18 protein-coding genes are annotated in these 21388 nt (G+C 62.6%); 10 read left to right on the top strand and 8 right to left on the bottom strand.

Features of this window, described 5'->3' with window-relative positions:
- Positions 1 to 24: 24 nt before the first annotated feature.
- Positions 25 to 1668 carry an acyl-CoA synthetase gene (locus QCE83_RS27190; RefSeq protein ID WP_309818593.1) on the top strand — a complete coding sequence of 548 codons (1644 nt, stop codon included), beginning with the start codon at positions 25 to 27 and terminating at the stop codon, positions 1666 to 1668.
- Positions 1669 to 1680: 12 nt separating this feature from the next.
- Positions 1681 to 2460, top strand: a complete 780-nt coding sequence (locus QCE83_RS27185; RefSeq protein ID WP_309818590.1) for an enoyl-CoA hydratase — start codon at positions 1681 to 1683, stop codon at positions 2458 to 2460.
- A 3-nt stretch (positions 2461 to 2463) separates the two neighbouring features.
- Here QCE83_RS27185 and QCE83_RS27180 read toward each other — a convergent pair whose 3' ends face one another.
- From QCE83_RS27180 to adh, 4 genes are all read right to left on the bottom strand, one after another.
- Positions 2464 to 3516, bottom strand: a complete 1053-nt coding sequence (locus tag QCE83_RS27180) for a phage tail sheath C-terminal domain-containing protein (RefSeq protein ID WP_309818588.1) — start codon at positions 3514 to 3516, stop codon at positions 2464 to 2466.
- A 107-nt stretch (positions 3517 to 3623) separates the two neighbouring features.
- Positions 3624 to 4673: a phage tail sheath C-terminal domain-containing protein gene (locus QCE83_RS27175; RefSeq protein ID WP_309818586.1), complete on the bottom strand. Its 1050-nt coding sequence runs from the start codon at positions 4671 to 4673 to the stop codon at positions 3624 to 3626.
- A gap of 449 nt (positions 4674 to 5122) precedes the next feature.
- Entirely contained in the window at positions 5123 to 5512 is a 390-nt protein-coding gene (locus QCE83_RS27170; protein WP_309818584.1) for a DUF779 domain-containing protein, read from the bottom strand.
- A gap of 68 nt (positions 5513 to 5580) precedes the next feature.
- Positions 5581 to 7101 (bottom strand): aldehyde dehydrogenase, encoded by a 1521-nt coding sequence (adh, locus tag QCE83_RS27165; protein WP_309818581.1) that lies wholly within the window; start codon positions 7099 to 7101, stop codon positions 5581 to 5583.
- A 506-nt stretch (positions 7102 to 7607) separates the two neighbouring features.
- Between adh and QCE83_RS27160 the strand changes: the two genes are divergently transcribed.
- From QCE83_RS27160 to QCE83_RS27150, 3 genes are all read left to right on the top strand, one after another.
- Positions 7608 to 9005: an OFA family MFS transporter gene (locus tag QCE83_RS27160; protein WP_309818579.1), complete on the top strand. Its 1398-nt coding sequence runs from the start codon at positions 7608 to 7610 to the stop codon at positions 9003 to 9005.
- Between the two features lie 22 nt (positions 9006 to 9027).
- Positions 9028 to 9165, top strand: a complete 138-nt coding sequence (locus QCE83_RS27155; RefSeq protein WP_309818577.1) for an oxalate:formate antiporter — start codon at positions 9028 to 9030, stop codon at positions 9163 to 9165.
- Between the two features lie 560 nt (positions 9166 to 9725).
- Complete coding sequence (locus QCE83_RS27150) at positions 9726 to 10034, top strand: high-potential iron-sulfur protein (protein ID WP_309818575.1); 309 nt, start codon at positions 9726 to 9728, stop codon at positions 10032 to 10034.
- Between the two features lie 27 nt (positions 10035 to 10061).
- On the opposite strand, the gene QCE83_RS27145 is transcribed toward QCE83_RS27150, so the two are convergent.
- On the bottom strand, positions 10062 to 10667 hold the full coding sequence (locus tag QCE83_RS27145; protein WP_309818573.1) for a hypothetical protein: 606 nt from the start codon (positions 10665 to 10667) through the stop codon (positions 10062 to 10064).
- Between the two features lie 282 nt (positions 10668 to 10949).
- On the opposite strand from QCE83_RS27145, the gene QCE83_RS27140 reads away from it, so the two are divergent.
- Positions 10950 to 11999: a ChuX/HutX family heme-like substrate-binding protein gene (locus QCE83_RS27140; RefSeq protein WP_309818571.1), complete on the top strand. Its 1050-nt coding sequence runs from the start codon at positions 10950 to 10952 to the stop codon at positions 11997 to 11999.
- Between the two features lie 37 nt (positions 12000 to 12036).
- Here QCE83_RS27140 and QCE83_RS27135 read toward each other — a convergent pair whose 3' ends face one another.
- The 3 genes from QCE83_RS27135 to QCE83_RS27125 form a co-directional block, all read right to left on the bottom strand.
- On the bottom strand, positions 12037 to 13098 hold the full coding sequence (locus QCE83_RS27135) for a M14 family metallopeptidase (protein ID WP_309818568.1): 1062 nt from the start codon (positions 13096 to 13098) through the stop codon (positions 12037 to 12039).
- A 14-nt stretch (positions 13099 to 13112) separates the two neighbouring features.
- On the bottom strand, positions 13113 to 14306 hold the full coding sequence (locus QCE83_RS27130) for a M20 aminoacylase family protein (RefSeq protein ID WP_309818566.1): 1194 nt from the start codon (positions 14304 to 14306) through the stop codon (positions 13113 to 13115).
- Positions 14307 to 14419: 113 nt separating this feature from the next.
- On the bottom strand, positions 14420 to 15319 hold the full coding sequence (locus QCE83_RS27125; RefSeq protein WP_309818771.1) for a LysR substrate-binding domain-containing protein: 900 nt from the start codon (positions 15317 to 15319) through the stop codon (positions 14420 to 14422).
- Between the two features lie 205 nt (positions 15320 to 15524).
- Between QCE83_RS27125 and QCE83_RS27120 the strand changes: the two genes are divergently transcribed.
- The 4 genes from QCE83_RS27120 (at position 15525) to QCE83_RS27105 (ending at position 21250) form a co-directional block, all read left to right on the top strand.
- Entirely contained in the window at positions 15525 to 16841 is a 1317-nt protein-coding gene (locus tag QCE83_RS27120) for an MFS transporter (RefSeq protein WP_309818564.1), read from the top strand.
- A 570-nt stretch (positions 16842 to 17411) separates the two neighbouring features.
- Positions 17412 to 17984, top strand: a complete 573-nt coding sequence (locus QCE83_RS27115; protein ID WP_309818562.1) for a 2Fe-2S iron-sulfur cluster-binding protein — start codon at positions 17412 to 17414, stop codon at positions 17982 to 17984.
- Between the two features lie 10 nt (positions 17985 to 17994).
- Positions 17995 to 18999, top strand: a complete 1005-nt coding sequence (locus QCE83_RS27110; RefSeq protein ID WP_309818558.1) for a xanthine dehydrogenase family protein subunit M — start codon at positions 17995 to 17997, stop codon at positions 18997 to 18999.
- A gap of 22 nt (positions 19000 to 19021) precedes the next feature.
- A complete protein-coding gene (locus tag QCE83_RS27105) occupies positions 19022 to 21250 on the top strand; it encodes a xanthine dehydrogenase family protein molybdopterin-binding subunit (protein WP_309818556.1) in 2229 nt (742 codons plus the stop codon).
- Positions 21251 to 21388: the final 138 nt, after the last annotated feature.

The following is a 21388-nucleotide window of genomic DNA, read 5'->3' as shown; positions in this document are numbered from 1 at the left end:
ATCCTTGCGCACACGGAGATCACGATGTCCACCGGCATGTACGAAGACGGCCTGCCCAAAACCGCCGCCAACTATGCGACGCTCACGCCGCTGTCGTTCATCGAGCGCGCCGCGTCGGTGTATCCGGCACGCCCTGCTGTCGTGCATGGCAATCTCAGACGCACCTGGGCCGAGACCTATGCGCGCACGCGCAGGCTCGCGTCGGCGCTTGTGGCGCGCGGCATTGGTCATGGAGATACCGTGGCCGCGATGCTGCCGAACACGCCCGAGATGGTCGAAGCGCATTTCGGCGTACCGATGTCGGGCGCCGTGCTCAACACGCTCAATACGCGCCTCGACGCCGCCACGCTCGGCTACATGCTCACGCATGGCGAAGCCAAGGCGGTGCTGGTGGACCGCGAGTTCTCGGACGTCATGCGCCGCGCGCTCGAAGACGTGCCGCAGAGCGTGCTGGTCATCGACATCGACGATCCGCAATACACCGGCCCCGGCGAGCGCATCGGCGAGATCGAATACGAGGCGCTGCTCGCGAGCGGCGATCCCGCATCCGAGTGGTCGCCGCCTTCGGACGAGTGGAATGCCATCTGCCTGAACTACACGTCGGGGACCACGGGCAATCCGAAGGGCGTCGTGTATCACCATCGCGGCGCGTACACCAATGCCGTCAGCAATATCCTCGAATGGGACATGCCGAAGCACGCCGTGTACTTGTGGACCCTGCCGATGTTCCATTGCAACGGCTGGTGCTTTCCGTGGACGGTCGCGGCGCGCGCGGGCGTGAACGTCTGCCTGCGACGCATCGACGCGAAAGGCGTGCTCGACCTGATCCGCAGCGAAGGCGTCACGCATTACTGCGGCGCGCCGATCGTGCAGAACCTGCTCGTCAACGCACCGGACGAATGGAAAGCCGGCATCAACCAGAAAGTGCATGCGATGGTTGCAGGCGCCGCGCCGCCTGCCGCGATGATCGAAGGCATGGAGCGCATGGGCTTCGAGTTGACGCATGTGTATGGCCTGACCGAAGTCTATGGCCCCGCCACGGTATGCGCGCAGCAAGCGGAATGGAGCGCGCTCGATGTTCACGAGCGCGCGCATCTCAATGCCCGGCAAGGCGTGCGCTATCACTTGCAGGACGCCGTGACCGTGCGCGATCCACACACGATGGAACAGGTGCCTGCTGACGGCGAGACCATCGGCGAGATCATGTTCCGCGGCAACATCGCCATGAAAGGCTATCTGAAGAACCCGGCCGCAACCGAAGAAGCGTTCCGGGGCGGCTGGTTCCATACCGGCGATCTCGCCGTCGCTTACCCGGACGGCTATGTGCGCATCAAGGACCGCAGCAAGGACATCATCATCTCGGGCGGCGAGAACATTTCGAGCATCGAGGTCGAGGACGTGTTGTACGGGCATCCGGCGGTGCTGGCGGTGGCCGTCGTTGCAAAGCCGGATACACGCTGGGGCGAAACGCCTTGCGCATTCGTGGAGCTCAAGGCAGGCGCGCAGGTCAGCGCAGAGGAATTGATCACGTATTGCAAGTCGAAGCTCGCGGGCTTCAAGGTGCCGCGTGCGATCGATTTCTGCGAGTTGCCGAAAACCTCGACCGGCAAGATCCAGAAGTTCGAACTGCGCAAGCGCGCGGGATCGGTTGCGGCACTCAATCTCTGAAGGAGCGGATGCATGAGCGAACTGGTGCGAATGGAACACGATGCGTATGGCGTCAAAGGAGTGGTCCGGCTGACGATGAACCGGCCGGAAGCCTTCAATGCACTGTCCGAAGCCATGCTCGACGCGCTCGAACACGCGTTGCGGGAAGTGGCGTCGTCAGAGGCGCGCGTGCTCGTGCTGGCCCGCGAAGGACGCGCGTTCTGCGCAGGGCATGACCTGAAGGAAATGCGTGCCGAGCCTTCGCGTGAGTACTATCACGCGCTTTTTGCACGCTGCTCGCGGATGATGCTCGCGATCCAGCAGATGCCGCAGCCGGTGATCGCGCGCGTGCACGGCATTGCGACGGCGGCGGGCTGCCAGTTGGTCGCGATGTGCGATCTGGCGGTGGCGTCGAGCGATGCGCGTTTTGCCGTATCGGGCGTGAATCTCGGGCTGTTCTGCGCAACGCCGAGCGTGCCGCTGTCGCGCAACCTGTCGCGCAAGGCGGCGTTCGAAATGCTGGTGACCGGCGAATTCATCGATGCCGCCACGGCGCGGGAACGCGGGCTGGTGAACCGCGTCGCTCCGCCGGGCGAGCTTGATGATGCAGTCGGCAAGCTTGCAGCGAGCATTGCCGCCAAGCCGCGTGAAGCGGTTGCGGCCGGCAAGGGTCTGTTTTACCGGCAGCTTGAAAGCGGCATCGAGGACGCGTATGCGCTGGCGTCGGAGACGATGGCGTGCAACATGATGGAAGACGTTACGCTCGAAGGTACGCAGGCTTTCATTGAAAAGCGGCCGCCGCGCTGGGAGTGACTGTCAGCTTCCCGGCATGCTCTGGGTGAACTGGAGGAGGATGAACTCGGCGGGCCGCACGGCAGCCAGGCCGACTTTCATGATCATCTTGCCCTGCGCGATGTCGGCGTCCAGCATCGTCACCTCCTTGCCGATCTGTACGAAGTAGGCTTCATCCTCCGACGTGCCGGCCAGTGCGCCTTGTTTCCACAATCCGTGCAGATAACTGACGGCTGCCGAGCGGACCTTCTCCCAGGTCAGAGGCGTATTCGGCTCGAACAGCATCTGCTCCATTGCACTCCCCAAGTCGCGCTCGACGCTGCTGAACAGCCTGCGTACGGCCACGTAGCGCCAGGCGTCCGTATCGTCGAGCGTACGCGCGCCCCACACTACGGGCGTCTCGTCGCCGAACGAACGGATCATGTTGATGGCCTTTCCCTGGTTGTACAGCCCCTGGATGTCGTCCGAGACTTTGAACTTCGGCGTGTAACCCCGAGGCAGAGGGAGGTTGGACGGCGACTTCCAGACTCCTCGGGTAGCGTCGTTCCGGCAATAGAGACCGGCAACCAACGCGCTCGCTGGAATATCGCTCGTCGTCCAGCTTGCGCGCAGATAAGGGTAGTACATCGCGGCGTGGGACGTGGCTGCATAGCCGGCGTCAAACCCTGCCGCAGTGATCTCCTCATATGGCCCGTCAAGGATAATGAAGAGAGTGGAATCGACATCGAGGATGCTTTGAATATTCGACGTGAGGTCATTGGCGGTTGCAACGACCAGGCTGATTCTCCCTTGCAGCGTTTTTACACCCTCCAGCAGATGCCTGAAGTTGATTGCATAACAAGGGCCGCCGCCGCATTCAAAATAGCCACGAAGCGCCCACGTTTTCTGATCGCCGGTCTTGACGTTTCCGCCATGGTAGTTGACGACATCGAACCAGTTATCGAATCGAACCGGTTCATTCGAGAAATCGTCTCCCATGCAGAACAACGGTACGGAGGATGAAAGGCGGGTTACGCTGACTGCTGGTGATGCACTCTCAGACACATAGATGCCGGGATAAGTTGTCGTCTCATTCATCTTTCATTTTCCACATCGGTTAATGGCGTGCGTCATGCGTGCCAAGAGAGGTCATTCCGTCTACGCGCCCGCCCGCAAGCAATGAACAGCCGGTTTGTAGACAGGCCTCAAGCGCTTTGCACGTTCTGCGTAACCTCAAGGATGATGAATTCCGCAGGCCGTGTCGCTGCCATGCCGACACGGATGATCATCTTTCCCTGCTCGATATCGTCCTGCGACATCGTGACGTTCTTGCCGATCTGCACGAAAAACGCTTCTTCCTCGGAGATGCCCGTCAAACCACCCTGCTGCCAGAGGCCGCGGAGATAGCTGGTGACAGCCGATCTCACCTTCTCCCAGGTGTTCGGCATATTGGGTTCGAACATCAGGGCGTTCATCGCAGCTCGAATATCGCGCTCGGCACTGATGAACAGACGCCGTACCGGTACATATCGCCATTCGTCGGTCTCATCCAGCGTACGTGCGCCCCAGACGACCGGGTTCTGATCATGAAATGTACGAATCATGTTGATCGCCGGCGCCGACATGTACCGCCCCTGGAGATCATCGGATACTTTGTACTTCGGTGTGAAACCTGCGGGCAATGGCATATTGGCGGGCGCTTTCCATACTCCGCGGTTCTTATCATTCTTGCAGTAAAGCGCTGCCATGACCGCACTTGGCGCTATGTCAGCCTTGGTCCACTTCGCTCTGATCCAGGGATAGTAGACGGCCGCCAGTGCATTCTTGCCATAGCGCGTCGGGCGGTCTGCGGTGGTGAGTTCGTCCTTGGGTCCATCCAGGATCAGAAAAATTCCATCGTCTGACTTCAGATCCTTGAATTCAGGGGGAATGTCGAAACTGTTCTCGACGATCAGATTGACTGTTGAGGACAGTTTGCCAGCCTCCCTTTCGAGGTAGTCGTGTGAGACGGCATAACAAGGCCCGCCGCCTGCATCGAAGTAAGCCCGAAGTCCCGCTGTTGCGGCATCTTCGAGATCCAGACCGGTTCCGAGATAATTGACGACATCGAGCCAGCATTCGAACCTTACCGCAGTGCCGGAAAACTCATAGTGCATGCTGAACAGCGGAACCGTGGTCGAAGCGGTCCCGACCGATAACGCTGGAGATTGATCTTCCGTTACATAGACACCGGGAAAGCTTGTAGTCACAGCCATGAACCCTCTCCTGTTCGGGATATTCAGGCTCGGTGTGGCACGCCGAACCTTGACGGCACCGCCTGCGACATCTCGTTCTTTGACGTAGAAGATGAAACAGGTCTCGACGCGAGAAGGGCCTCACCGAGAGCAAGTTCATGCTTGCAGTGCGGAGCCTCGCACGCCAACTTCGTCACCAGAAGCGCAATGCTTCACGCGCCTGGCGAGCCGGAGTTCGCCTGACGCCCATAGTGAAGTCGGGAAGTTATATGCCTTTAGCCTGCATCAGAATATGACTTTATTGATGCAGAGCATTGAGTGCGAAGTCATCAAACAGGAAGCGATAACCCGAGCCGATAGTTTTCAATCGGGCGAGGCATCGCTGGCAACCGGAATTGTTTCGTGCGCGTTCGTTTCGTGAGGAGTCGCTTCCAGCGGTGAAGCACAGACGACGATACGCATCGTCATGTCTATTCCACTTTTTCTACCGGATGCTTCTCGAGCCACGCATTCTCGTCATCACTATACAAGCGCGAACGCGTCAGAAACCGCAATCCGGAGGGCCTTTCCAGCGAGAACATCCCGCCATTCCCCGGCACCGCATCGATGATGAGTTGCGTATGCTGCCAGTACTCATACTGCGATTCGGTCATGTAGAACGGCACGCCGCCGATCGCGCCGAGCTTCACGTCCGATCCGCCGACCATGAACTCGTTCACCGGAAAGCACATAGGCGCACTGCCGTCGCAGCAGCCGCCGGATTGATGAAACAATACGTCGCCATGTTCGGCCTTGAGCTTCTCGATCAGTTCTTGGGCGGCCGCTGTCGCCGTCACGCGCTGCACGTCCTGTTCGCTCATGATGTCCCCGTCCTTGAAAACGGCCGCCGCCGGAATCGACGGCGGCCTCACAGACTGCCGGAAAGGCTTTAGAAGAAGCCGAGCGGCTTGTCGCTATAACTGACGAGCATGTTCTTCGTCTGTTGATAGTGATCGAGCATCATCTTGTGATTCTCCCGCCCGATGCCCGACTGCTTGTAACCGCCGAACGCCGCATGCGCCGGATAGGCGTGATAGCAATTGGTCCACACGCGTCCCGCCTGAATCGCGCGGCCGAAGCGATAGGCCCGCGTACCGTCGCGCGTCCATACACCGGCGCCCAGTCCATAGAGCGTGTCGTTGGCGATCTCGAGCGCCTCTTCCTCGGTCTTGAAAGTCGTCACGGACAACACCGGTCCGAAGATCTCTTCCTGGAAGATGCGCATCTTGTTATGGCCTTTGAAGACGGTCGGCTTGATGTAGTAGCCGTTCTTCAGCTCGCCGTCGAAGCTTCTGCGCTCGCCGCCGGAGAGGCACTCGGCGCCTTCCTGCTTGCCGAGATCGATATACGAAAGAATCTTCTCCAATTGCTCCTGCGAAGCCTGCGCGCCGATCATCGTTTTAGTGTCGAGCGGATGGCCTTGCGAGATCGCCTCGACACGCTTCAGCGCGCGTTCCATGAAGCGCTCATAGACCGATTCCTGAATCAGCGCGCGCGACGGACACGTACACACCTCGCCCTGATTCAGCGCGAACATCGTGAAGCCTTCGAGCGCCTTGTCGAAGAAGCTGTCGTCGGCGTTCAGCACGTCCTCGAAGAAGATGTTCGGGCTCTTGCCGCCCAGCTCCAGCGTGACCGGAATCAGGTTCTGGCTGGCGTACTGCATGATGAGACGGCCCGTCGTGGTCTCGCCGGTGAAGGCGATCTTCGCAATGCGCTTGTTCGATGCGAGCGGCTTGCCGGCCTCCAGACCGAAGCCGTTGACCACATTGAGAACGCCCGGCGGCAGCAGGTCGTGGATGGTTTCCATCAGCACGAGGATGGAAGCCGGCGTCTGCTCGGCGGGCTTGAGCACCACGCAATTGCCCGCGGCCAGTGCCGGCGCGAGCTTCCAGATCGCCATCAGGATCGGGAAGTTCCACGGAATGATCTGTCCGACAACGCCCAGCGGCTCATGAAAGTGATACGCGACGGTATCGTGATCGATCTCCGAAATGCCGCCTTCCTGCGCGCGCGCCGCCGCCGCGAAGTAACGCAGATGGTCGATGGCCAGCGGAATGTCGGCGGCCATGGTCTCGCGCAGCGGCTTGCCGTTGTCGATGGATTCCGCCACCGCGAGGCGCTGCAGGTTCTGCTCCATGCGTTCCGCGATCTTCAGCAGCACGTTCGAGCGGTCGGTGACCGACGTCCTGCCCCAAGCCACCTTGGCGGCGTGCGCCGCGTCCAGCGCGGCTTCGATGTCGGCCTCGCGCGAGCGCGGGATCGACGTGAAGGGCTCGCCCGTGATCGGCGAGATGTTGTCGAAGTACTCGCCACCCGCGGGCGCAACCCACTTGCCGCCGATGAAGTTGCCGTATTGCTTCTTGTACGGGTACTCCGTGCTCAGGAACTGCATCTCCGCGTGATTCATTCTGTGTGCTCCTCGCATGTCGACGTGAACGGGCCGGCACAGCCGTTGACCGGCGCCGGTCGCTCTGGTTTGCGAGTTCCATGCCATGAGCGCGCTGCACGCATCGCGGGTTCGCCGACCACGCCGGCATGCGGCTCAGCGCGATGTGCTCAGGGTTTGTACGGGGCGATCCTGTGCTGTTCACATTCAGAACACCTGCGCCCGGCTGTAGCGATGCGCCACACCGGCAAGTGCCTTGCGCTGAGGGCAAACGCTTATGGCACGAGTGTTCATATTGCAAAGCCTTTCACAGTTGTCTATGTTCATGCCCAGCCGTGGCAAAGCGCCGCATGCATATGTGCTTTCGCAGCATGTTTGCGGCGCGAAATGGCCTTGCAGACGCAGGATGCAAACCGCATCGCGCGCCTGCATGAACCACGGCGGGCTGCTGCACCGGTGACCCCGGCGTCTGCACCTCAGTAACGATGCGCGCGCACGTGCTTGCATGACGCGCCACGGAGACCACCATGAACAGCACAATCAATCAAGGGGCCGCCCACGGCCCGACAACTTTCTTCTCCAAGGAGGCGACCATCGCCCGGCCCGGATTCTCGCGCTGGATGGTGCCGCCTGCCGCCCTCGCTGTTCACTTGTGCATCGGTCAGGCCTATGCATTCTCGGTGTTCAACGCCCCGCTCACGAAGATCATCGGCATCACCAAGTCCGCGCCGGATGACTGGACGCTGACGACGCTCGGCTGGATCTTCTCGCTCGCCATCGTGTTTCTCGGCCTCTCGGCGGCCTTTGCCGGCAAGTGGCTCGAAAAGGTCGGCCCGCGCCGCACCATGTTCACGGCGGCCTGCTGCTTCGGCGGCGGTTTCCTCGTCTCGGCGCTCGGCGTCTATCTGCATCAGATCGTGCTGCTGTATCTCGGCTATGGCGTGATTGGCGGCATCGGACTGGGGCTCGGTTATGTGTCGCCGGTCTCGACCCTGATCCGCTGGTTCCCGGACCGCCGCGGCATGGCCACGGGCATGGCGATCATGGGCTTCGGCGGCGGCGCGATGATCGCAGCGCCCGGCTCCGTCGCGCTGATGAACTACTTCAAGAGCGCGACCAGCGCGGGCGTGGCGGAAACCTTCCTCGTGCTCGGCGTGCTCTATTTCATCTCGATGACGATCGGCGCGCTCGCCATCCGCATTCCGCCGGCGGACTGGAAACCGGCCGGCTGGACGCCGCCCGTCACCGCCAGCAAGATGATCACGAAGAACCACGTGCATATCGACCAGGCGCTCAAGACGCCGCAGTTCTATCTTCTGTGGCTCGTGCTGTTCCTGAACGTCACGGCGGGTATCGGCGTGCTCGGCCAGGCTTCGGTGATGATCCAGGAAAGCTTCAAGACCTCGATCACCGCAGGTGCGGCGGCCGGCTTCGTCGGGCTGCTCTCGCTGTTCAACATGGGCGGGCGCTTCGTGTGGGCGTCGGCGTCCGACTGGATCGGCCGCAAGAACACGTACTTCGTGTTCTTCGTGCTGGGCGCCGTGCTGTACTTCCTCGTGCCGCAGTTCGCGACCGCCGGCAACATCGCGCTGTTCGTGCTGGCCTACGGCATCATCCTGTCGATGTACGGCGGCGGCTTCGCGACCGTCCCCGCCTATCTCGCGGACATGTTCGGCACGGCGTTCGTCGGCGGCATTCATGGACGTTTGCTCACTGCGTGGGCGGCGGCGGGCATCGCGGGTCCGGTGCTGGTCAACTATGTGCGCGCCTATCAGGTCGCCCACGGCGTCACCGGCGCGGATGCCTACACGATGACGCTGCACATCATGGCTGTCCTGCTCGTGATCGGTTTCGTCTGCAACCTGCTCGTGACGCGCGTGCACGAGAAGCATCACATGAACACGTCGGCGCAGACCGCGAGCTGAGACTGAAGAAAGGAGATTCGCAATGAATTCGCGTAACGATATCCAGCAAGGCGGTTCGTCGAACAAGGGACTGCTGGTGCTGTTCTGGGCTTATGTGCTGATCCCGCTTGCATGGGGCGTGACGAATACCCTGACGCAGGCCGTCAAGCTGTTTCACTAAGACGCCGGAAGCATTTGAATGACGCGCCGGGCGATGGGCTTTCGAGCCGATCGCCCGGCGCGTTTGTTTTTGCGGCTTGTGCGGGACTATCTCTCGACCCGTCTTGCGCCGCCTGCGCAAAGGCGGTATTCAGATAACGAAGAAGCTTGGCACAAGCAAACTGAAAGACTTAGTGGCCGTGTTCCTCCACCCGATTCAGGCTGCGCCGCGCCAGCGCACTCATGAACAGCGTGCTGCCGACCAGTCCCGTCAGATACACGCTTGCCATCATCCAGTCCATTCCACTCACGGTTCTTCTCCTTCGAATTGATCCGCAGCCAAGGCGCCGCGGGCATGATTCACGCAGTTGCAAACGCGTTCTGCCTGATTACGGCCGCGGCGCGCAAAGGTTTAGCAGCGTGCGGATTAAGCGACGTAGCCTGCGCGTTGCATGAGAATGGCCTCAAGGCCTTCACAAAAAAACGACCGGCCGTATGATTCGCAAACGCTTGCCGCCAAGTGCTGGAAAAGACAGGAAAAACTGGCGCGCAGGAACCTCCCCACACATACAAAGGTTCACCATGAAACCCATCAGCCGCCGTAATTTCATGATTGCCGGCGCAGGCGCATTGCCCGCGCTGTGGCTCACGCGCGTCCGGGCCGATGCCGCCCATCTGAGCGAATCCGACCCGGCCGCGGTGGCCGTTGGCTACACCGAAAACGCCGCGAAGGTCGACAAGAAGAAGTACGCGAACTACGCGGCCGAGCAGACGTGCGCCAACTGCTCGCTGTTCCAGGGCAAAGCGACGGATGCATGGGGCGGCTGCACGTTGTTCGGCGACAAGCTCGTGGCCGGACGCGGCTGGTGCTCGTCCTGGACCAACATGTGACGCTCGGCGCAACGCGCCCCTGTGCGGTTACTTGACCACGTGCCCGTCGCGCGTGACGTTCATGGCGGTGGCCGCGACGTAGGTGGCCGTGACGCGGTCGCCGACCTTGATCTTGTCGAGCGGCATGTCGGGCGCCACCTGCACCGTGACCGTGTGCTTCGGACCGGCCAGCGTGACCTCACGCGCGGCCGCATCGATCTTCTGCACCACCGCCACCACCTGCACGCCGTGTTTCTTCACGACGACACCGCCTGAAGCCGGCGAGGTTTCGTCGGCGATCACGCGCGACTCGGCGGCCTTCGGATCCACCGGATCGGCCGAAATCAACAGCGCGCCACGATAGGACACGTGGACCTCGTCGCCGGCCTTGAGCTTCTTCACGTCCGCGACGGCGGGATCCACCTCGATGACCACGACGCGTCCCTTCGGACCCTTCACCTCGACGCTGCTCGTATCAGCGTGAACCTTCACGACGGTTGCCTTCATGTCGAGCGTGTGAGCTTGCGGCTCGGCTTGCGCGGCGACGTCGGCGGCAGCCTGCGTATTCGCTTGCGCGGTGGACAGGACCATCAGCGCCGAGCCGGCCGTAGCGGTCACGGAAAGGATTCGAATCAGACGGGAAATGAGCTGCATGAGTTGCTCCAGACGGGAATAGAAGACCTTGCGGCCGCTTAAAGAAGTTCATCTATCAACTTCCTTTCAGCCAATCATTCTTATGCCCTTCGCAATGACGATCAATAGCAAATTGCTTAGTCTTTAAGCAGGTTTGAGACATTTCGAAATAACTTCTTTTCTTGTCTTTAAGCAACTTAACGTGAGCCTTTTAAGTTTCGTCAAGCAAAGCGCTAAAGGGAAACCCTTAGCCACGCCTTGAGCGTAATCTCGTTGTCATCCGTCATGACCAAGGGAGAGGCAATGAACGAAATCATCGATGCAGTGAAAGACAGGATCCCAAAGGAGTATGCGTACGACATCGCCCGGGATATTCAGATCGACGAGTTGACGATGATGCGCGCACGCGTCGGCATGGATGCCATTGCGCTGAACGTGCCTGACGTGAAGGCGTTCATCGCGGCGCTCGAAGCCTGCGGCGAAGTGCGCGGCATCACGAGGAACGAACATGCGATCAGCGTTCAGACCGGCGTGTTCACGAATCAGTATCTGAACGGCTATCGGCAGATGAGCGTATCGGCCGAAGCGGGTCTGGTTCTCAATCCCGGCGGTCTCGATCTGCGGATCTTCTTCCGTCACTGGAAGCACTTCTTTTTCCTGCGCGACGAAAAGCCGAACCGTACGCTCGAGTCCATCCAGATCTTCGACGATGCCGGAAAGGCAGTGCACAAGATCTATGCGACGCAGGATACGAACATGCAGGCGTTCAAGGCACTCGTGGAGCGGCATCGATGCGCAGACGAGAGCGTCACGGCGCGCGTTGAACCGGTCTCTCCTCGCGCCATGCCGCATAGCCTTCCCAGCGCGTCCAATGAATCGATCAGCGAAGAATGGCGTGCGATGACCGATCCGCACGACTTCTATCTCCTGATGCGCAAGCACGGCAAGAGCCGTCAGGAACTCTATCGCTGCGTAGAGCCCGACCTCGCGCGCGAAGTCGCCGCCGATTCGCTGATGGAAGTGTTCACGGAATCGAAGCTGCGTGACGTGAGCCTCGCGATCTTCGTCAGCAATGCGGGCTGCGTGCAGATATCGACGGGCAAGGTCGAGAAGCTGATGAAGGACGCTCAGTACCTCAACGTCATGAACAAGCAATATCGTCTGCACGTGGAGCATGCGCAGATAGAACGCTGCTGGATCGTGAGCAAGCCGTCCGATTGCGGCTATGTCACGAGCTTCGAAGCATTCGCCAAGGACGGCCAGCTGATCCTGCAAATCTACGGACAGCGTGCCGAACATGAGCCGGAACAGCCCGGCTGGCGCGTGATCCTGGCGGGCTGCATGTCGCTGTGATGCAGCGGGCCGCAGCGGCGTGTGCGGCCCGTTTCGATCAGCACTCGCGCGACAGGCCGTACAACCCCTGCAACACCGCCGCGCGCGCCTGTCCGAGAATCTGGCCGCGCCAGACATCGTCATCGATATAAAAGGCCGCGCGGATCTGCTGGCGGATCGCGTGCTTCACGGCATCGGGTGCATCGGCATGCTGCCTCACCCATTGGTCCGCGCGCAGCATGTCGAGCATCTCGGTGAGCGGCACCGTGCCGTATTCCACCGCGATCGACGCATTGGCCGAACGCGGACACGTCTGCCGCAAGGTATCGAGCAGCGGTCCGGCAATATCCGCCGCAATCGAGGTGCCGTCCGCGGGGCTCGTCACGTCCGCGCCCCACCAGCGACGCGCGCGCGGCACATCGCCCACGCAGATCTTCGCGCCGAAACCGCTCGGCCCGAGTCCCGTATGGAAGTCGATCCAGCCGATCGATGCGCAGCCCTCGCCGTACTCCGTCAGCAGTTCGCGCATCGTGCGCGTGCTCCATGCAGTTTCCGCACCGCCATAGAACAGGCCTTGCGGATGCGTGTATTGGCCCGTCGTCACTGCCTGCTGATACGCCCACTCACCGCGCTCTTCGATATAGCCACGAATGGCCTGAACGTTGGCTTCGTCGGGCGGCCAGTTGGCCGGGATCAGCAGTTCGTGCAGTTCCGCATAGCCCGGGTTCTGCGGCAAGGGCGCTGCGAAGTCGATGCTGTTGCGGTTCAGATCGACATTGCCTTCCGTCGTGCGGCTCAGGAAGGAAAAGCCATAGGGATTGATCGCATGCACGAGCAGCAACGCGACATCGAGTTGCTTCATCAGCGCGGCCAGTCCGTCGTCGCGCATCAATGCGATCTGCGCGCCCGAGCCGCAGAAGCCCTCCACGCCATGCGTCGCCGAGGTCAGCACCAGCATGCGCCGCGCCGTGCGCGGCCCGATGCGCACGACATCCGTCGCCAGCAGCTCGCCTTCAAGTCCGGCGACGCCCTCCAGCACGCGCGTATCCACGGTCAGCCGGCGTTCGGCGGCGGAGTCGAGGAAACGCTGACGCGCCTCGCGATAGGTCGATGAAAACATGTGCGCTCTCCTGGTCAGGCACGTGCGAGAAACGCCTGCACGAGCCGCACCCAGTAGGTGGCGCCAAGCGGCAGCAGTTCGTCGTTGAAGTCGTAGCTGCTGTTGTGCAGCATGCAGGGACCGATGCCGTGCCCATGTTCGCGATGCGCGCCGACGCCGTTGCCGATGTACGCATAACAACCGGGCCGCTCCAGCAGCATGTATGAAAAATCCTCGGCGCCCATGGTGGGATCGACGTTCGGATTCACTTTCTCCGCCCCGACGATGTCGCGCATCACGCCCAGCGCAAACTGCGTTTCGGCTTCGGTGTTGACGGTCGGCGGATAGTTGCGCAGGAAACTGACTTCCGCCTTGCAGCGATACGCCGCCGCCGTCGCGCTGACGATCTCCTTCATGCGCGTCTCGATCAGGTCGAGCACCTCGGTCGAGAACGTGCGCACCGTGCCGGCGAGTGTCGCGGTAGTGGGTATTGCGTTGATCGCATGACCCGCCTGCATGCGCGTTATCGAGAGCACGGCGGCATCGACCGGGCGCTTGTTGCGCGTCACGATGCTCTGCAAGCCCGTGCCGATCTGTAAGGCAGTGAACACCGGATCGACGCCATCGTGCGGTATCGCGGCATGCGCGCCGACGCCCTCGATGCGAATCTCGAACTCGTTGCTCGACGCCTGCGTCGCGCCCACACGCGCGCCGAATTCACCGGCAGGCATGCCGGGCCAGTTGTGCAGCGCGAACACGCCATCGACCGGGAAGCGCTCGAACAGACCATCCTCGATCATTGCCTTCGCACCGCCGCCGCCTTCTTCCGCGGGCTGGAAGATGAAGACGACCGTGCCGTCGAAGTCCCGATGCTTCGCCAGATATTGCGCGGCGCCGAGCAGCATGGCGGTGTGGCCATCGTGACCGCACGCATGCATCTTGTTCTCGTGACGCGACGCATGCGCGAAGGTGTTCAGTTCGGGGATGGGCAGCGCGTCCATGTCGGCGCGCAAGCCGATGGCGCGCTTGCCGCTGCCCTTCCTCAACACGCCGACCACGCCCGTCTTGCCCAGCCCGCGCGTCACTTCGATATCCCAGCTTTCGAGCGTGTGCGCCACGAGTTCGGCGGTGCGGGCCTCTTCGTAGCAGAGTTCGGGATGCGCGTGGATATCGCGGCGAATGGATTGAATCGTGGCGCGGCTTGCGGCGATCTCGGGAATGATCGACATGCGTTCCTCTTCAGTGATGGTTGGACGTGCGAGCTTGCCCGAGCATTGTCAGTGGCCGCAATTCACAGGGAAAGCTGATATTTCTTGTCCGTCACTTAAGCAAAGCTTGGGTGTCACGTCCCGTTCGCGAGCGGCATTGCGCCATGCGACCGCAACCGGATGCGTTCCTGCACGACGCTCATCACCGCATGCCGGTCGTGGATCTTGCGCTCCAGCATGCCGACGACACGGCGCGGCGTATGCCGTGCAAGCGGCATCACGCGCAAGGCCGGGTCGCTTGCCCACGAGCCGTATTCGAGCAGCGGCACCACTGACACGCCCGCGTCCTGCCGCACGAGTTCCACGATCACTTCCAGCGAATTCAGTTCGAGGAACTCGTTCACCACGAGGCGGTTGTGCCTGAGCGCCCGCTCGATCAACACGCCGGTGCGCTGTGCGCGGTCGAAGCGCAGGAACGGCCGGCTGGCCAGCATCTCGGCCGCACTCGAGGCCGCGCCGCCCGGCGAGCCGATCACGACCAGCGGTTCCGAATAGAGCGGCGTCCAGTTGAGACTGGCCGGCGTCTTGCCCGCCATCTCGACGATCACCGCCGCATCGATCTCGCCGGCCTCCACTTGCGGCGCGAGCGCGAGCGCCTTGCCGGTGAAGAGACGCACATCGAGCTTCGGGTATTGACCTTTCAATTCCGTAACGACCGATGCCAGCGCGCCCATGGCCGAATCAACCGCGCCGATGGACACGGAGCCGGCGATCTCGTCATCGAGACCGGTGTGCCGCATGCTGTCGTACAGCGCGACGATGCGCTCCGCCTGCGGCAACACCTGCTTGCCGATGCTCGTCAGGCGGTTAGTCCGCCCCACGCGATCGAACAGCGGCCGTTTGAGATCGTCTTCGAGCGACTGCATCTGCATGCTCACGGCGGCTTGTGTGAGCGCAACCTTTTCGGCGGCGGCAGCGAAGGAGCCGTAGCGCGCGACGGCAATGAAGGTGCGCAGAAAGCGGATGTTGCTCATCGTGGCTAGGGACAAACCCGATCGTTCAATCAGGTTTCCTTGAGTGTCAGTTCAGAAATTCTATATTTTCTTATTTCAGCCAGGCGTAATGTTTGAGGGTTGCAGCGGCCTGCTCGCCTACCCGGTGCAGGCCGGATACACGGCTGTCGTCGGCCAATAAAGTCTGGCATTTGATCAATCGCCCCACGCCCACGGAGTGCATTCGATGAGCACCGTACTTCCTGCAGCCCACGCGGCCGAACAGAACGCCGCGCTCAACCTGTCCGGCCGACGAGCAATCGTCGTGTCGACCATCGGCAACGCGCTCGAATGGTTCGACTTCATGGTCTACGGCTTCTTCGCCGTCATCATCTCGAAGCTCTACTTCCCCGCCACCAGTCCCACCATCTCGCTCCTTGCAACCTGGGCCACCTTCGGCGTCGGCTTCCTGACGCGGCCGCTCGGCGGCATCGTGCTGGGCGCGGTGGCGGACCGCGTCGGACGCAAGTCGGCGCTCACGCTCACCATCTCGCTGATGGCGGTCGGCATTGCGATCATCGCGTTCGCGCCGACGTATGCGGCCATCGGCATCGCCGCGCCCTTGCTGATGTTGCTGGGCCGGCTGATCCAGGGCTTCTCGGCGGGCGGCGAAGTGGGCTGCGCGACGGCCTTTCTCGTCGAATACGCACCCGCCGACAAGCGCGGCTACTTCGGCAGTTTCCAGATGGTCGCGCAGGCGGCCGCGAGTCTCGCCGGCTCGTTCTTCGGCGCGGTGCTGACACGCACGCTGAGCCCCGAGCATCTCAATAGCTGGGGCTGGCGCGTGCCGTTCGTGGTCGGTCTGCTGATCGTGCCGGTGGGTTTGTATCTGCGTTCGAAGCTCGATGAATCGCCCGTGTTCGTCGAGAAGGCGCAGAAGAACGAACTGAGCTCAAGCCCCATCCGCGACACGGCCACCAAGCACTGGACCTCCGTGCTCGCGGGCTTTGGCCTGACGGTGTTCGGCACCATCGGCACGTATATCTTCCTGCTCTATCTGCCGACCCACGCCACCCGCGTGCTGCACATGGCGCTCACCGACGGCCTCATCAGCTCGACCATCGGCGCGCTCGTGTATCTCGTGTGCTGCCCGTTCTTCGGGCGCCTGTCGGACCGTATCGGCCGCAAGAAGCTGATGCTGACCGCGCTGGCGCTGTCGCTGCTCACCGCGTATCCGATCTTCGCGGTACTGACCGCGCATCCGAGCCTGCCGATGCTGATCGTCTGCCAGGCGCTGCTGATGACCTACCTCGGCATCTTCCAGGGCTGCTATCCGGCGTTCATCTCGGAGCTGCTGCCCTCGAGCGTGCGGTCGACCGGCATCTCGGTGAGCTATAACGTCGCGGTGATGATCTTCGGCGGCTTTGCACCGGCCATCGTGCAATGGCTCACGATGAGCACCGGCGACCCGCTTTCGATCTGCTACTACGTGATCTTCGGCAGCGCGGTGGCACTGTTGACGATCATTCCGCTGCGCGACCGTTATAGCGAAGCGTTGCGGTAAGTTCGCTGCATCGAGTTGGCAAAGGAAGGAGAATGGCCCGGCCAGCCCGAAAGAGTGGCGCACTTAAGTCTGACTTAAGAATGCGCCTTTAGCCTGAAGCCTGACCGATCCACCCCTCCTTCCGGCCGCGCAAGCGGCCTTTTTTTTGGACTGACGCCATGCAGATGACTGTGCGCCTGTTCCTCGTCCTCGTGGCGCTCGTTGCGTTCACGACGGTCGGCGTCTATCTCTTCTATCTTTTCGTTCGCGCCGTGTTCCCGCACTGAAGCTCGACGCCGGGCATGCTTCGTGCGCCTGCGCAAGACCGGCCGCGCGCGCAAGCTTGCAGTCGAGAAAGTTTCGCGTCCGCTGCCTATACTGGCTTGAGTTGGCTAGAGCGTCATCACACGCGTCCCTGCGGCACATGAAGTCCTGCGCGCCCTGCGCAGACTCTTCCCCGGCTGCCCGCTCTCCGCCTGACGCGCGCCGTCACGCTCTCGCTCCATCTTCGCTCTCTCACGCCTGGCCGCCTGCCCGGGCGGTCTTTGCCATGCAGTGCAGCTTCCACGCGCTATCCCTGGAGAATGCCCGATGCCACAACGCCCTGTCCCCCAATCCAAAACCATTCACGCAGACACGCCCAGTTCCGCCCGCACTGAAGCACTGGCCCCGGTCCGGACGCCGGCTGCGCCCGCCAGCGTCACGTTCAACGTGAATGGCCGCAGTCATACGCTTTCGCTCGATCCGCGCACGACATTGCTCGATGCCTTGCGCGAGCATCTGCATCTGACCGGCACGAAGAAAGGCTGCGACCACGGCCAGTGCGGCGCGTGCACCGTGCATGTCAACGGACGCCGCGTGAACTCATGCCTGTGCTTCGCGGCCGCATGCGATGGCGATACCGTCACGACCATCGAAGGCATCGGCGAAGTGGAGGCACTGCATCCGCTGCAGGCCGCGTTCGTCGAATGCGATGGCTATCAGTGCGGCTACTGTACGGCGGGCCAGTTGATGTCGGCGGTCGCGCTGCTCGACGAACCCATCGGCCCGAACGACGAAGACGTGCGCGAAGCGATGAGCGGCAACCTGTGCCGCTGCGGCGCCTATCAGAACATCGTCATGGCGATCCAGTCGGTGCGCGCCGGCAAGACGCCGGCCAAATAAGGAGAGCATCATGGAAACGTTCCAGCTCTCCCGCGCGCGCGACATGCGCGACGCGATCAATGGCGGCGCGCTCGCGCATACGGCCCAGCAAGGCGCCGAAGTGCGCTTTCTCGCAGGCGGCACGACGCTGCTCGACCTGATGAAGCTCAACGTCGAACGGCCGATGCGCGTCATCGACATCAGCCGCCTGCCGCTCGATGCCATCGAGGCAACGGACGATGGCGGCGTGCGCATCGGCGCGACCGCGCGCAATTCGGACCTCGCGCATCACGCGCTGATCCGCGAACGCTATGCGGTGCTGTCGCAGGCGGTGCTCGCGGGCGCGTCGGTGCAGTTGCGCAACATGGCGACGACCGGCGGCAACATCATGCAACGCACGCGCTGCGTGTATTTCCGCGATACCGCCTCGCCCTGCAACAAGCGCGAACCGGGCAGCGGCTGTTCGGCCATTCAGGGCTTCAACCGGATGATGGCGATACTCGGCACGAGTGAAGCGTGCATCGCGAGCAATCCGTCGGACATGTGCGTCGCGTTGCAGGCGCTCGAAGCGACCATTCACGTGGAAGGCACGGGCGGCAAGCGCGCGATTCCCGTCGACGAGTTCTTCCTGACTCCGGGCACGACGCCCGATCGCGAGAACGTGCTCGACGCCGGCGATCTCATCACGCACGTCACCGTGCCGCCGCTGCCGCAAGGCGCGCGGTCGGCGTATCTGAAGCTGCGTGATCGCGCATCGTATGAGTTCGCGCTGGCGTCGGCGGGGATGGTGGTCGCGCTGAAGGACGGGCGCATCGAACATGCGCGCGTGGGTCTGGGCGGCGTCGGCACGAAGCCGTGGCGCTCGCGCGAAGCGGAGCAGGTGTTGCAGGGCGCAGCGCCCGACGAGGCGACTTTCCGCCGCGCCGCCGATGCCGCCCTTGCCGATGCCAGACCGCAAAGCGAGAACGGCTTCAAGGTGGAGCTCTCGAAGCGCTGCATCGTGCATACGCTCAAGCTCGTCACGCAAGCGTCCTGAACCCGACCAAGGAAACCTGACTATGTCCACCGCGCCCGACACCACGCCGTCCGTCATTGGACGGCCCCAGTCGCGCATCGACGGACCGCTGAAGGTCTGCGGCCGCGCGACTTACACCTCGGACGTCGATCTGCCCGGCATGCTGATTGCCGTGCCGGTCGGCGCCACCATTGCGAGCGGCAGGATCACGTCGCTCGAATTCGCCGCCGCGCAGGCCATGCCCGGCGTGCAACTGATTCTTCACCGCGGCAATATCGGCCGCTTCTATCGGCTCGCGGGCGGTTCGATCGAGACCGGCATGGTCGATGAAAACCGTCCGCCGTTCGAAGACGACGTCATTCGCTATTACGGGCAGTATGTGGCGCTCGTCGTGGCCGATACCTTCGAGGCCGCGAGCGCCGCAGCAGCAGCGGTCAAGGTTGGTTACGACAAGACGCCGCACGACGTCAGCGCCGCGCTCGATGACGGCGGCAAGCTCGACACGCACAGCGAACGCGGCGGCCCGGACATGGCGTTCGACAGCGCGCCGGTGAAGATCGACGAAACTTATGTCACGCCGGTCGAGACGCACAATCCGATTGAACTGCACGCCACCGTCGCGCACTGGGACGGCGACGGCTATACGTTCTACGAGACGAGCCAGGCTGTTTCGAATCATCAGGGCGCGCTGATGCAGATGCTGGGCCTGCCGAAGGAAAAGGTGCGGGTGATCTCGCGTTACCTCGGCTCGGGTTTCGGCGGCAAGCTGTGGATGTGGCCGCATTCGCTGCTCGCGGCGGCCGCGACGCGGCAGCTCGAACGGCCCGTCAAGCTCGTGCTGTCGCGCAAGATGATGTTCCAGAACGTCGGCCACCGGCCGACGACGCAACAGCGCGTCCGGCTGGGCGCGACGCAGGACGGCAAGCTCGTGTCCTTGCAGCATGACTTCGTGAATCACGCGGCACTCGCCGACGAGTACGCGGAAGATTGCGGCGAAGCCACGCCGTCGATGTACAGCGTGCCGAACCTGCGCGTCACGGGCGGCACGGTGAAGCGCAACGTCGGCTCGCCCACGTCGATGCGCGGACCCGGCGCGGTGCCGGGTTTGTATGCGCTCGAAAGCGCCATGGACGAACTGGCCGTCGCATTGAAGATCGATCCGGTCGAACTGAGATTGCGCAATGAGCCCAAGGTCGATGAAAGCAGCGGCCTGCCGTTTTCATCGCGACACTTCGTGGAATGCCTGACCACCGGCGCGGAGAAATTCGGTTGGAGCAAGCGCACGCCGGAAGTCGGCTCGATGAAGCGGGACGGCCTCACGCTCGGCTGGGGCCTGGGCGCATGCAGCTGGCCGGGCCTGCGCTTCTCGGCGGACGCGACCGTCGATCTGCGCGCCGACGGCACCGCGCGCATTGCGTGCGGCACGCAGGACATCGGCACCGGCACTTATACGATCCTCGCGCAGCTGGTCGCGGAACATACCGGCATCGCGCTCGGCAAGATCGAAGTCGGTCTCGGCGATACGGCGCTGCCGCTCGGGCCGGTGTCGGGTGGATCGGCGGCGACGGCTTCGGTGATTCCGGCGGTATCGGATGCGGTGCGCGGCGCGATTAAGACGCTCCTCACGCATGCCACGAAGACCGAAGGTTCGCCGTTCAACGGCGCGAAGCCCGAGGAACTCGCGATGACGGGCGGGCACGTGCATCGCAAGGATCAGCCGCCGGGTAGCGGCGTGCCGTACGCGCAGATTCTCGAGGCGGCGAAGCTGCATGCGGCGTCGGGCAGCGGCAGCGCGAAAGGCGGCTTCAACGATCCGCTCAAGAAGAAGTGGTCGATCCATTCCTATGGTGCGCACTTCGCTGAAGTGACGTGGGATCCTTTGACGGCGCGGCTGCGCGTGAGCCGTGTCGTGACCGTGATCGATGGCGGCAAGATCCTGAATCCGCGTGCGGGCCGTAACCAGATCGAGGGCGCGGTGGTGATGGGCGTGGGCATGGCGCTGTTCGAGCACACGGTGTACGACGAGCGCAGCGGCGCGCCGGTGAACAGCAGTCTCGCGGATTACGTGGTCGCGACGAACGCCGACACGCCGAAGATGGACGTCACCTTTCTCGATTATCCCGATACCGTTTTTAACGAACTCGGCGCAAGGGGTATCGCAGAGATCGGGCTGGCGGGCATCGCGGCGGCGATCACCGGCGCGGTGTATCACGCGACCGGCGTGCGCGTGAGGAAGCTGCCGGTGATGATTGAGGATTTGTTGGGGGGATAGGGCAAACCTGTCTGCCCGCGCTTGCAGTATTTTCGAGTCTTGGGGGGGGGGGGGGGGGGGGGGGGGGGGCCGGCCGGGTTTTTGTTGGTTGTGCGGGGGCGGGGGGTGGGGGGGACAGGGGGGGGGCGCGGGCCCCCC

It is taken from the genome of Caballeronia sp. LZ034LL (assembly GCF_031451215.1).
GTDB lineage: Bacteria > Pseudomonadota > Gammaproteobacteria > Burkholderiales > Burkholderiaceae > Caballeronia.
Note: the sequence above shows the minus strand (reverse complement) of the source record. Positions and strands in the feature narration are given on the sequence as shown.